Raw genomic sequence first — 12,796 nt, 5'->3', positions numbered from 1 at the left:
TCTCCTGCGCCGATGCAGTACGTTCACTCCATGTCCCAGTCCGCCAAGTCCTCCCGTACGAACTCCAAGACCGCCGGCACGGAGAGCGCCGCCGGCACTCGCGCCGCCGCGCAGCGCCTCAAGATGCGCCGTGAATTGGCGGCCGCGGCCATGGAGCTGTTCGCGACCAAGGGGTACGAGGCGACGACCGTCGACGAGATCGCCGCCGCGGCCGGGGTCGCCCGCCGGACCTTCTTCCGGCACTTCCGCTCCAAGGAAGAGGCGATCTTCCCGGACCACGACGACACGCTCGTCCGGGCGGAGTCGGTGCTCAATGCCGCACCGGCCCACGAGCACCCGCTGGACACGGTCTGCCGGGGCATCAAGGAGGTCATGCGGATGTACGCGGCCTCCCCCGCGGTCTCCGTGGAGCGCTACCGCCTCACCCGCGAGGTGCCCACGCTCCGCGAGCGCGAGATCGCGTCGGTGGCCCGCTACGAGCGGCTGTTCACCCGCTATCTGCTGGGCCACTTCGACGAGCGCGACCACGCCGACGGCAATGACGACCCACTGCTGGCGGAGGTGGCCGCGTCCGCGGTCGTCACGGCGCACAACCATGTGCTGCGGCGCTGGCTGCGGGCCGGTGGCCAGGGCGATGTCGAGGCGCAGCTGGACCACGCGTTCGCGATCGTGCGTGACACCTTCGGCACCGGTATCGGCGCGGGCCGGACCCTCGGCGACAAGCCGCGACAGCCGGCCGCCACCGCGCGTACCAGCGGGGACGTGCTGGTGACGGTGGCGCACACGGACGCCCCGCTGGACGAGGTCATGCGGACCATCAAGCAGGCACTCAAGGGCGCGTAGTCGCCCGGCCTCTCGTTCCCCCATCGCTTCCCGCGCCCACCGGCCGGGCCCCCGCGCACCCTGACGCCGATACGCCATGCGCACACCCCGGCACCTGAAGTGATATTTGCCGGCGGTCGAGCGGTAGACATTGCTCATGCGTGCCGTACGAGTGACACATGAGAGAAATTTTTGGCACCCAGTGCCTTGCCAGGTGTCACCGGGTGCCATAGCGTGAAGTTGTCCGGCTGTTCCCGCAAGCCATCCCGCTTGTGCGCCCGGACGCCTGCGTCACAGGCATCTCCGCGCTCACCCGGCGCCGCCGGTCAGCACGACCGGCACCGCGCACCCGCCGAACCGACGGCACACCTCCACCGCACCAGCAAGCAGCCCCCTTGCATCTCGCACCCTCGGCTTCACCGGAGGCAACACCGTGAAGGAAATCCTGGACGCGATCCAGTCGCCGGACAGCACATCCGCAGACTTCGCCGCACTGCCCCTCCCCGGCTCGTACCGCGCGGTGACCGTGCACAAGGACGAGACGGAGATGTTCACGGGCCTGACCACCCGGGAGAAGGACCCCCGCAAGTCCCTCCATCTCGACGAGGTCCCGGTGCCCGAACTCGGCCCCGGCGAGGCCCTGGTGGCCGTCATGGCCAGCTCCGTGAACTACAACTCCGTCTGGACCTCGATCTTCGAGCCCCTGCCGACCTTCGGATTCCTGGAGCGGTACGGCAGGCTCAGCGAACTCACCAGGCGCCACGACCTGCCGTACCACGTCATCGGCTCGGACCTGGCGGGCGTCGTGCTGCGCACCGGCCCCGGCGTCAACGTCTGGCGGCCGGGCGACGAGGTCGTCGCGCACTGCCTCTCCGTCGAGCTGGAGTCGTCCGACGGGCACAACGACACGATGCTCGACCCCGAGCAGCGGATCTGGGGATTCGAGACCAACTTCGGCGGCCTCGCCGAGATCGCGCTCGTGAAGTCCAACCAGCTGATGCCCAAGCCGCAGCACCTGAGCTGGGAGGAGGCCGCGGCTCCCGGACTGGTCAACTCGACCGCGTACCGCCAGCTGGTGTCCCGCAACGGCGCCGGGATGAAGCAGGGCGACAACGTCCTGATCTGGGGCGCGAGCGGCGGACTCGGCTCGTACGCCACGCAGTTCGCGCTGGCCGGCGGGGCCAACCCGGTCTGTGTCGTCTCCAGCGACCAGAAGGCGGAGCTGTGCCGGCGGATGGGCGCCGAGGCGATCATCGACCGCACCGCCGAGGACTACGCGTTCTGGACGGACGAACACCATCAGGACCCGCGCGAGTGGAAGCGGTTCGGCAAGCGCATCCGCGAACTGACCGGCGGCGAGGACGTGGACATCGTCTTCGAGCACCCGGGGCGCGAGACGTTCGGAGCGAGTGTGTACGTCACGCGCAAGGGCGGCACGGTCGTCACCTGCGCCTCCACCTCCGGCTACACGCACGAGTACGACAACCGCTATCTGTGGATGTCGCTCAAGCGCATCATCGGCTCCCACTTCGCCAACTACCGCGAGGCGTGGGAGGCCAACCGGCTGGTCGCCAAGGGCAAGATCCACCCCACCCTGTCGAAGGTCTACGCGCTGGAGGACACCGGCCAGGCCGCGTACGACGTCCACCGCAACCGCCACCAGGGCAAGGTCGGGGTGCTGGCGCTGGCACCCCGCGAGGGCCTCGGCGTGCGGGACCGGGAGCTGCGCGAGCGGCACCTCGACGCCATCAACCGCTTCCGTAACGTCTGAAGGCTGAAGGCTTTTCATGACTGATCGTCAGAAAGACCGGCCCTGGCTCATGCGGACGTACGCCGGTCACTCCACCGCCGAGGCGTCCAACGAGCTCTACCGGCGCAACCTCGCCAAGGGGCAGACCGGCCTCTCGGTCGCGTTCGACCTGCCGACGCAGACCGGCTACGACCCCGATCACGTCCTGGCCCGGGGCGAGGTCGGCCGGGTCGGGGTGCCGGTCTCGCATCTCGGCGACATGCGGCGGCTGTTCCAGGACATCCCGCTGGAGCGCACCAACACCTCGATGACCATCAACGCCACCGCCATGTGGCTGCTGGCGCTCTACCAGGTGGTCGCGGAGGAGCAGGGCGCGGACATCGCCCTGCTCCAGGGGACGACCCAGAACGACATCGTCAAGGAGTACCTCTCACGCGGGACGCATGTCTTCCCGCCCGTGCCCAGCCTGCGGCTGACCACGGACATGATCACGTACACGGTGAACCACATCCCCAAGTGGAACCCCATCAACATCTGCAGCTACCACCTCCAGGAGGCGGGGGCGACCCCGGTGCAGGAGGTCGCGTACGCGATGTCCACCGCGATCGCCGTACTCGACGCGGTGTTCGCGTCCGGGCGGATTCCCGAGGACCGCCGGGGGGATGTCGTCGCCCGGATCTCCTTCTTCGTCAACGCCGGTGTGCGCTTCGTCGAGGAGATGTGCAAGATGCGGGCCTTCTCCCGCATCTGGGACCAGGTCACCCGCGAGCGGTACGGCATCGAGACCGCGAAGCAGCGCCGCTTCCGCTACGGCGTCCAGGTCAACTCCCTCGGCCTGACCGAGGCCCAGCCGGAGAACAACGTCCAGCGGATCGTCCTGGAGATGCTGGCGGTCACCCTCTCCAAGGACGCCCGCGCCCGCGCCGTGCAACTCCCGGCCTGGAACGAGGCGTTGGGCCTGCCGAGGCCGTGGGACCAGCAGTGGTCGCTGCGTATCCAGCAGGTCCTGGCGCACGAGAGCGACCTGCTGGAGTACGAGGACATCTTCGAGGGTTCGCATGTCGTGGAGGCCAAGGTGGCGGGCCTCGTCACCGAGAGCCTCGCCGAGATGGACCGTATCGAGGAGATGGGCGGCGCGATGGCGGCCGTCGAGTCCGGCTATCTCAAGTCGCGGCTGGTCTCCTCGCACGCCGAGCGCCGGGCGCGGATCGAGTCCGGGGAGGAGAAGATCGTCGGCGTCAACTGCTACGAGTCCACCGAGCCCGGTCCGCTCACCGCGGACCTCGGCACCGCGATCATGACGGTCGACCCGGCGAACGAGGAGCGGGTGGTGGCGGCCCTGCACACCTGGCGGGACAACCGCGACGAGGCCCGCGCCACGGAGGCGCTGGCCGCGCTGAAGAGAGCGGCAGCGGGCACCGACAATCTGATGGCCGCCACCGTGGAGTGCGCGCGGGCCGGAGTGACGACCGGCGAGTGGTCCTGGGCGCTGCGCGACGTCTTCGGCGAGTTCCGCGCGCCCACGGGGGTGAGCGGCGCTCAGGTCGCCGTGGCCGCCGAACGGGGCACCGCGCTCGCCGCCGTACGGGAGATGGTGTCCCGTACCGCCGGGGAACTGGGGGCGGGGCGGCTGCGGCTGCTGGTCGGCAAGCCCGGTCTCGACGGGCACTCCAACGGCGCCGAGCAGATCGCCGTACGCGCCCGGGACGCCGGCTTCGAGGTGGTCTACCAGGGCATCAGGCTCACACCCGAGCAGATCGTGAGCGCCGCGCTCGCCGAGGACGTGCACTGCGTGGGCCTGTCGATCCTGTCGGGTTCGCACGCCGCGCTGGTGCCCGACGTACTGGAGCGGCTGCGCGCGGCGGGCGCCGGGGACCTCCCGGTGATCGTCGGCGGGATCATCCCGAACGCGGACGCCGAGGAGCTGCGGGCGGCCGGAGTGGCCGCCGTGTTCACCCCGAAGGACTTCGGAATCACCGAGATCATCGGCCGTATCGTCGACGAGATCCGTACCGCGAACAAGCTCGACCCGTTGGAGGTCCCCGCATGACAGCCCACCTGTCGCCCGCCACCGCCCGGCCCGACCGGCTGCGTCCGCGCCGCTCCTGCCTGGCCGTTCCGGGCTCCAACCCGCGTTTCCTGGAGAAGGCCCAGGGGCTGCCTGCCGACCAGGTCTTCCTGGACCTGGAGGACGCGTGCGCGCCGCTCGCCAAGGAGGGCGCCCGGCACACCGTCGTGGACGCGCTCAACAAGGGCGACTGGACGGGCAAGACACGGGTCGTACGGGTCAACGACTGGACGACGCACTGGACTTACCGCGATGTGGTCACGGTCGTGGAGGGCGCGGGAGCGAACCTCGACTGCGTGATGCTGCCGAAGGTCCAGGACGCGCAGCAGGTCGTCGCGCTCGATCTGCTGCTCACCCAGATCGAGAAGACGATGGGCTTCGAGGTCGGCCGGATCGGTATCGAGGCGCAGATCGAGAACGCCAAGGGCCTGGTGAACGTCGACGACATCGCCGCTTCCTCGCCCCGGCTGGAGACCATCGTGTTCGGCCCCGCCGACTTCATGGCCTCCATCAACATGAAGTCGCTCGTCGTCGGTCAGCAGCCGCCCGGATACGGCGCGGACGCGTACCACTACATCCTGATGCGCATCCTGATGGCGGCCCGCACCCACGATCTCCAGGCGATCGACGGTCCGTACCTCCAGATCCGCGATGTGGAGGGGTACCGCGAGGTCGCGGGCCGTGCGGCGGCGCTCGGCTACGACGGCAAGTGGGTGCTGCACCCGGGCCAGATCGAGGCGTCGAACGAGATCTTCTCGCCCTCCCAGGAGGACTACGACCACGCCGAACTGATTCTGGACGCGTACGACTACTACACGTCCGAGGCCGGCGGGAAGAAGGGCTCCGCGATGCTCGGCGACGAGATGATCGACGAGGCCAGCCGCAAGATGGCCCTGGTCATCTCGGGCAAGGGCCGGGCCGCGGGCATGCGGCGCACCACCTCCTTCGAAGCCCCGGAGGCGTAGGAGCCATGCGATTCGGACGCACCTTCGAGGAGTTCGAGGTCGGCGCGGTCTACAAGCACTGGCCCGGCAAGACGGTCACGGAGTACGACGACCACCTGTTCTGTCTGCTCACCATGAACCATCACCCGCTGCACCTGGACAGCAACTACGCGGAGAAGACGACGGACTTCGGGAAGAACGTCGTCGTGGGCAACTACGTCTACTCGCTGCTGCTGGGCATGTCGGTGCCGGACGTCTCCGGGAAGGCGATCGCCAATCTGGAGGTCGAGTCGCTCAAGCATGTCGCGCCGACCTTCCACGGCGACACGATCTACGGCGAGACGACGGTCCTGGACAAGACGCCGTCCAGGTCCAAGAGCGACCGCGGAATCGTGTACGTGGAGACCAGGGGCTACAAGCAGGACTCCACCGTGGTCTGTGTGTTCCGGCGCAAGGTGATGGTCCCGACCGAGACGTACGTCAAGGCACGCGGAGGCGAACAGCCAGGCCGCCCCGAACCCCAGGAGATGTGACCGAGATGAGCCCACTCGCCCAGACCGCCGGCCTGACCGACATCCAGCGGGAGATCCTCGCGACCGTCAGGGACTTCGTCGACAAAGAGATTCTCCCGGTCGCCACGGAGCTGGAGCACCGCGACGAGTATCCGACCCGGATCGTGGAGGGCCTCAAGGAACTCGGCCTGTTCGGGCTGATGATTCCCGAGGAGTACGGCGGTCTGGGCGAGTCCCTTCTCACCTACGCGCTGTGTGTGGAGGAGATCGCCCGGGGCTGGATGTCGGTGTCCGGCATCATCAACACCCACTTCATCGTGGCGTACATGCTCAAGCAGCACGGCACCGAGGAACAGAAGGACACCTTCCTGCCGCGGATGGCGGCCGGTGAGGTGCGCGGGGCATTCTCGATGTCCGAGCCCGGCCTGGGCTCCGATGTCTCGGCGATCACGTCCAAGGGGCTGCGGGACGGCGACGACTACGTACTGAACGGCCAGAAGATGTGGCTGACCAACGGCGGGACGTCCACGCTCGTCGCCGTGCTGTGCCGCAGCGACGAGGGCCATCCGGAAGGCACCGCCCCGCACAAGTCGATGACCACGTTCCTGGTCGAGAAGGAGCCCGGCTTCGGGCAGGTGCGGCCCGGTCTGACCATCCCCGGGAAGATCGACAAGATGGGGTACAAGGGCGTCGACACCACCGAGCTCATCATGGACGGACTGCGCATTCCGGCCGATAGGGTGCTCGGCGGCGCCACCGGCCGAGGGTTTTACCAAATGATGGACGGAGTCGAGGTCGGCCGGGTGAATGTCGCCGCGCGCGGCTGCGGGGTGGCGCGGCGCGCCTTCGAGCTGGGGATCTCCTACGCCCAGCAGCGGCACACGTTCGGCAAGCCGATCGCCCAGCATCAGGCGATCCAGTTCAAGCTGGCCGAGATGGCTACCAAAGTCGAAGCCGCCCATGCAATGATGGTCAACGCCGCACGCAAAAAGGACTCCGGGGAACGAAACGACCTGGAGGCAGGGATGGCGAAGTACCTCGCCTCCGAATACTGCAAAGAAGTCGTGGAGGACGCGTTCCGCATCCATGGTGGTTACGGCTTCTCGAAGGAGTACGAGATCGAGCGCCTCTATCGCGAGGCCCCGATGCTGCTGATCGGCGAAGGTACCGCCGAGATCCAGAAAATGATCATCGGTCGACGCCTGTTGGAGGAGTACCGATTCCAGGGTTGATTGTCACCTTTGAGCTACTTTTGCCGCGAAGAAGATCACACCCTGTCCTCCGGCGCGACCGGCTTCAAGCCGCTCGACTCGGCTGCTGGCTTGCTCAGTTGCGGCCCGCAACCGATACCATCGCTGGAAAGCCGCCGTCCCCCGTTGCCAGCGCGGCATCATCCGCTACGAAGGTCATCCATGCCCCACAGCCAAACCTCCGCACCACGCGGCAGGGTCCGCCTCGCGCGCGGAGCATCGCCGTGGCTCCTGCCGACCGTCGCCACCGCAGCGATCGGCCTGGTCCGCGCGCGCAGCTCCAAGCGCGCCGCAGTACTCGCCGTGCCCGCCACCGCGCTCGCAGCGGGCATGCTGTGGTTCTTCCGCGACCCGGAGCGTGAGATCACGCAGGGCCGGGTGATCTCCCCGGCCGACGGTGTGGTGCAGAGCATCATGCCGTGGAAGGACGGACGCACCCGGGTCGCCATTTTCATGAGTCCGTTGAACGTCCATGTCAACCGTGCCCCTCTCGCGGGCACCGTGACATCCGTGGAGCACATCCCCGGCGGATTCGTCCCGGCGTTCAACAAGGAGAGCGAGAACAACGAGCGCGTTGTCTGGCACTTCGACACCGAGCTGGGTGACATCGAGATGGTGCAGATCGCCGGCGCGGTGGCGCGGCGGATCGTCCCGTATCTGCCCCAGGGGACCAAGGTGGAACAGGGCGAGCGCATCGGCCTGATCCGTTTCGGCTCGCGCGTCGACATCTACCTTCCGGAAGGTGTCGAAGTCGCTGTCGAGGTCGGTCAGACCACGACCGCAGGGGTGACTCGAATTGACCGTGATTAATCCTGAAACGCAAGCCGGCTGGGCCGCCGAGGCTGAGGCCGAAGCGGAGGACGACGCGGAGGACATGCCGCTGTCGATGCGGCTGTCGATAGCGGACACCCTCACGCTCGGTAATGCCACGTGCGGCTTCATGGCCGTGTACTTCACCACCACCGGCATCCTCATCCCGCACCTCACGGGCAGCGATGAGAGCGGCATGGCACGGCACTCCGCCGCGACGGCCGTGATCCTGATGCTCGCCGCGGCGATCTTCGACCTGTTCGACGGACTCGTGGCCCGCAAGCTGCGCAGCTCCCCGATGGGCGCCGAGCTGGACAACCTCTCGGACCTGATCAGCTTCGGTCTCGCACCGGCCTATTTCGTCCTCGTGTACGGAATGGTCGCGGACGACGCGCATCAACGGGTGTCGGCACTGGCGGCGATCGTGGTGTTGCTCGCCGTCGTGCTACGGCTGGCGAGATTCTCCTGTGTGACGCTGAAGGACGGCATGTTCCAGGGCATGCCGAGCCCCTTCGGGGCACTGACGGTCGTCTCGATCGTCCTGCTGGAACTTCCCTTCGTCACGACGCTGCTCGCGATCATCGGGGTGGCCTGGCTGATGGTGAGCCGCGTCGAGTATCCGAAGCCGCGGGGCATTCTCGCGGTGGCGATGCTCAGCTGGATCGTGGCCGCGATGGGGCTGCTGGCGGCCTGGGCGTTCGACGCCCCCGGTGGTCAGCTGCTGCTCCAGACCGGCTGTGCGCTCCAGGTGGTGACGGGAGCGGTGATTCCGCTCTTCGCCACGGCACGGCGGGTGAACACCTTCCGCGGCAACCGCCGCGAGGCACGGGCGGCGCAGTTGCCGTAGCCGTAACGGGGAACGAGTAGTGCGGGTAGGGGCCCGGGTGCGTATCGCACCCGGGCCCTTACTCGTTGTGGTCTTCCGCCGGTCCTCTCCCTCTGGAAGCATTTACCGTCATGACCGGGGGATCGATACATCAGCTCTTCGAAGAGCGGGCACGGCGGGCACCCGACCGTGTGGCCGTGGTCACCGATGGTGACCAGTACAGCTATCTGCATGTGGACACCGAGGCCAATCGGCTGGCGGCGTATCTCGTCGAGAGGGTTGGGCTGCCGGACTCCGGCTCCGCCGTCGCCACCGTCGCGATCTGTACGGAGCGGCCGCTGGACGCCCTGGTGGCGATGCTGGCCGTGCTCAAGGCGGGCCATGCGTACGCCGTCGTGGCGCCGCGGACACCGGGCGAGGAGCTGCACCGGCTGCTCGGGCTCGCGCGGGCCAAGGCCGTCATCACCCAGCGGGCGCTGCTGCCGCGGATCGACGACGGCCGTGACCGGACCGCCGTCTGTCTGGACAGGGACGCGGAGGCCATCGCCGCGCACTCGGGGGTGGCGCCCACGGTCCGTGGCACGGGCGAGGGGGACAGGGCCGGGAATGGGAACGGGACACGGACGAGAGCCGGCGCGACGGTAAGGACGACGGCCACCGTGCTCTTCACCGCCGGGACGACCGGCAAGCGCACGGCGGTCGTGTCCGGGCACGAGCGGTGGATCGCCGCGTATGCCGCCTGGTCCGAGGTCTACGCGCTGTCACCGGAGGACCAGGTGCTGGTGACGGCGCTGCCCGAGACCACCGAGTTCACCGGGGGCTGGATCCGTGCCCTGTGCTCCGGCGGGACGCTGGTGCTCTCCGAACGGCTGGTCAGCACGGAGAGTGTCACGGTGGTCGAAGCCGACCCGAGGACGGCCGCCCGGCTGCTGACGCGTGACCTCCCGGCGCTGCGGCTGCTCACGGTGGGCGGCGAGCCGCTGCGGCTGGACGAGCAGTTGCGCCTCCAGGAACTGCTGCCGACGCCCGAGGCGCGGGTGGTCGGTGTGTACGGTCCGGCGGAGGTCGTCGGCTGCGGTACGTGGTTCGAGCCCGAGCAGCTGCCGGGTGCCGTGGAGTATCCGGAGCGTGCCGCGTATCTCGGCAGGCCGTTCCCCGGCTGCGCGGCGGAGCTGCGCAAGGGCCGGATCTGGCTCACCCCTCCGGACGGCGGCGACGCGGTCCCCACCGGCGACGTGGGGCGCAGGCACGCCGACGGGCCGCTGGAGTTCCGCGGACGGACGGCGGACCGGGTCACGGTCGACGGCAGGACGGTCGACACGTACCGGGTGGAATCGGCGCTGGGCGGTCATCCCGGCCTCCGGGAAGTGGCCGTCACGGCGGACAAAGGCCGCACGGGGAAGCGACTGATCGCCTTCGTCGCGCCCGTCACCGGCCCGGACGAGCTGCGTTCCCGGCTCACCGGCCTGGTCCCGGCGGGCGACATTCCCGGGTCGGTGGTGCGGATCCCGCAGCTGCCGAGGAACGCCGCAGGGAAGGTGGACCGCGCGAAGCTGCCGCTGCCGCCGGTCCCCCGGGCCGCGAGCGCCGGCGGCAAGGGCGGCGAGATGTCCCCCGAGGACGTCAACGCCGTGATCGCCGCCGTGGTGACGTTGTGCGCGGGTTTCCTGTCCGCCGGGCTCACCAACGTGTTCTGGCCCGGCTCCACCGATCTGACCGGTGTACCGACGCCGTGGAACGTGCTGTTCGCCTTTCTGTACTTCTTCGAGTGGCTCTCCTTCGGCCTGGGCATGGGTTTTCTGGCGATGGGGCGGCAGCCGATGCTCCGGCACGGCGCGCCACGGGGGATCACCACCCTGGCGCATCTGGCGATCGTCTGGCTGCTGGCCGCCTGGTGGCCGCAGGACAATTTCTACCGGCTGGCCGCCAAGACCGACTGGCCGAAGCAGGCCGCTCTCGTCTACACCTTCAATGTGACGCTGATGCTCGCGGCGGTGACCGTGGTGATCTGGGTGAACTCGCGGCCCGCGGTCAACGAGCGGGGCTGAAGATCCGGCCGAGGTCCCGGCCCGCATCGCGGACCAGGGCCTCGGCCGCGTCGAGGCGGTCCACCGTACGGGCCGCGAGCAGGACTCCCACAAAGGGAGCGGGGTCGAAGGCCGCCGTGGGGATCGAGGGGATCAGAACCGCCCCGAGAGCCGCGCAACGGGCCGTCAGTTCCCTCAGCCAGGCGATGAGTTCGGCATCGGGGAGGCGGGCCGCGAGCGGAACGTGGTCCACGGTACGCACGAGATGGTCACCGCCCCGGGTCTCGTCGAGGCGGGCCTTCACCATGAAGGCCGCCGAAGGTCCCGTCAGCCGCAGATTGATCTCCGTGGGGGCGAGCCGATCGGCCGGTGCGGTCACGAAGTCGACGTCGTACCAGCCCCGGTAGCCGCTCGCGGCGAGTTCCCTGCCGACGGCGTGCCCGAACCGCAGCGCGATGGCGGCCGGTCCGTCCGGTACGACGCCGGGGCCGACGGTCGCTCCCCGGTAGGCGGTGCCCTTCACGTCCATCACGGCGACGCCCACGTCGTGCACCGTGCCGGTGGCGTCCACGATGCCGTCGTAGGTGAGGTCATGGGGTGCACGGCCACCGGTCAGGTACTCCTCCACCAGGAGCGGGCCCCGGGGCACCGCCCGCAACGCGCGCGGCAGATCCCGTACGGACCTCACCACGTACGTTCCCGAACCACCCACGCCGTGCTCGGACTTGAGGACGCTGCCCGCGCCGGAACGGGCCCGCGCGAGGACCAGCCGGGCCGCCGCACGGCGGCCGGCGGCCGGTCGCTGAACAGGAACGGTGATGTCGTCGGGATACCCGGGAGCCAGCCGCAGGAAGAGGGCATTGGCGGCCCGCTTGGACTCGTAACGCAGCGCCCCGGGCGGCAGCGGCCGGCCGGACAACTCCCCGGACGCGGCCGTGTGGCCCCACGGTACGAAGGGTAGTCCGAGCCCTCGCAGATGCGCGGTCAGTACGGTACGGGTGAGCAGCTCGGCGGTGAGTCCGGCGGGGATTTCGGCGGGGGCAGGGGCGGTTTCCGCGCCAGGGCCGATTCCGTCGTACAACTCCACCGCGCCCCAGGCGAGTTGGCGGGAGAGCAGTTCGATCCAGCCAGGGGGTACGGTCCAGGGCAGGACGATCACGGCCGGATGCGGGCTTCCCAGCGCGGCCAGGCAGGAGTAGTGACCGCTCGCCAGGCGCCCGGTCTCGGACAGCGGGCCGAACTGCTCCTGGAACTCGGCGACATTACCGAGCTGTACGGTCCGCAGCCCGCCCGTCCAGGCCCGCACCCACTCCTCGCGCGGGACCACTTCGACCCGGAGCCGGGACAGCGGGCCGCCGCCGGAGACAGGCCGCGCTCCGAGCGCCCGGTAGAAGTCCACGGCGTGTGGGTCGGAGTCGATCGTCAGCCGCTTGAAGCCCGCGTCGCGGGCGGCGTCGAGGACATGGGCGTACAGGGTCCGGCCGATGCCCCGGCCGATCGCGTGCGGTTCGACGAACAGCAGCCCGAGGGTGCCGTCGGGGGCCTCGCCCTCCAACGAGGCGACACCGAGGAGTTCACCGGACTGCTCATCCTGCGCGACGATGATCCGACGTGCCGTCATGTCCGTTGCGGAGATGACCAGTTGGTCGCGGCACGCCTCAAGGAAGGCGTCGTCGTACCCCCAGTGGGCCTTCGAGCGCAGCACAAGTCCGCTGAGCACCTGCGCTTCGTCGGGGCGCGCTTCGCGTATCCGCACGCCCCGACCATAGGCGGTCCGGTCAGACCAG

The 12,796-nt window shown here is 69.1% G+C and carries 10 protein-coding genes; 9 read left to right on the top strand and 1 reads right to left on the bottom strand.

Features of this window, described 5'->3' with window-relative positions; genetic code table 11:
• Window positions 1-30 precede the first annotated feature (30 nt).
• From ACIQD6_RS05790 to ACIQD6_RS05750, 9 genes are all read left to right on the top strand, one after another.
• A complete protein-coding gene (locus ACIQD6_RS05790; protein ID WP_401878536.1) occupies window positions 31-843 on the top strand; it encodes a TetR family transcriptional regulator in 813 nt (270 codons plus the stop codon).
• A gap of 412 nt (window positions 844-1,255) precedes the next feature.
• Window positions 1,256-2,593: a crotonyl-CoA carboxylase/reductase gene (gene ccrA, locus ACIQD6_RS05785; protein ID WP_401878534.1), complete on the top strand. Its 1,338-nt coding sequence runs from the start codon at window positions 1,256-1,258 to the stop codon at window positions 2,591-2,593.
• 16 nt (window positions 2,594-2,609) lie between these two features.
• Complete coding sequence (locus ACIQD6_RS05780; RefSeq protein ID WP_401878531.1) at window positions 2,610-4,622, top strand: protein meaA; 2,013 nt, start codon at window positions 2,610-2,612, stop codon at window positions 4,620-4,622.
• Window positions 4,619-5,605, top strand: a complete 987-nt coding sequence (locus ACIQD6_RS05775; RefSeq protein WP_401878529.1) for an HpcH/HpaI aldolase/citrate lyase family protein — start codon at window positions 4,619-4,621, stop codon at window positions 5,603-5,605. The genes ACIQD6_RS05780 and ACIQD6_RS05775 overlap by 4 nt, the downstream gene beginning before the upstream one ends.
• Before the next feature lie 5 nt (window positions 5,606-5,610).
• Window positions 5,611-6,117: a MaoC family dehydratase gene (locus ACIQD6_RS05770; protein WP_401878527.1), complete on the top strand. Its 507-nt coding sequence runs from the start codon at window positions 5,611-5,613 to the stop codon at window positions 6,115-6,117.
• A 5-nt stretch (window positions 6,118-6,122) separates the two neighbouring features.
• Window positions 6,123-7,328: an acyl-CoA dehydrogenase family protein gene (locus ACIQD6_RS05765; protein ID WP_401878525.1), complete on the top strand. Its 1,206-nt coding sequence runs from the start codon at window positions 6,123-6,125 to the stop codon at window positions 7,326-7,328.
• Between the two features lie 180 nt (window positions 7,329-7,508).
• The gene (locus ACIQD6_RS05760; RefSeq protein ID WP_401878522.1) at window positions 7,509-8,156 is read left to right on the top strand and encodes a phosphatidylserine decarboxylase; all 648 of its coding nucleotides are present in this window, start codon (window positions 7,509-7,511) and stop codon (window positions 8,154-8,156) included.
• On the top strand, window positions 8,149-9,003 hold the full coding sequence (gene pssA / locus ACIQD6_RS05755) for a CDP-diacylglycerol--serine O-phosphatidyltransferase (protein WP_401878519.1): 855 nt from the start codon (window positions 8,149-8,151) through the stop codon (window positions 9,001-9,003). The genes ACIQD6_RS05760 and pssA overlap by 8 nt, the downstream gene beginning before the upstream one ends.
• Before the next feature lie 110 nt (window positions 9,004-9,113).
• The gene (locus ACIQD6_RS05750; protein WP_401878517.1) at window positions 9,114-11,030 is read left to right on the top strand and encodes an AMP-binding protein; all 1,917 of its coding nucleotides are present in this window, start codon (window positions 9,114-9,116) and stop codon (window positions 11,028-11,030) included.
• Here ACIQD6_RS05750 and ACIQD6_RS05745 read toward each other — a convergent pair.
• On the bottom strand, window positions 11,014-12,765 hold the full coding sequence (locus tag ACIQD6_RS05745; RefSeq protein WP_401878513.1) for a GNAT family N-acetyltransferase: 1,752 nt from the start codon (window positions 12,763-12,765) through the stop codon (window positions 11,014-11,016). The two genes, ACIQD6_RS05750 and ACIQD6_RS05745, sit on opposite strands and share 17 nt — an antisense overlap.
• Window positions 12,766-12,796 lie beyond the last annotated feature (31 nt).

The sequence above is a fragment of the Streptomyces sp. NPDC088400 genome (assembly GCF_044753355.1).
In the GTDB taxonomy this organism is placed as follows: Bacteria; Actinomycetota; Actinomycetes; order Streptomycetales; family Streptomycetaceae; genus Streptomyces.
Note: the sequence above shows the minus strand (reverse complement) of the source record. Positions and strands in the feature narration are given on the sequence as shown.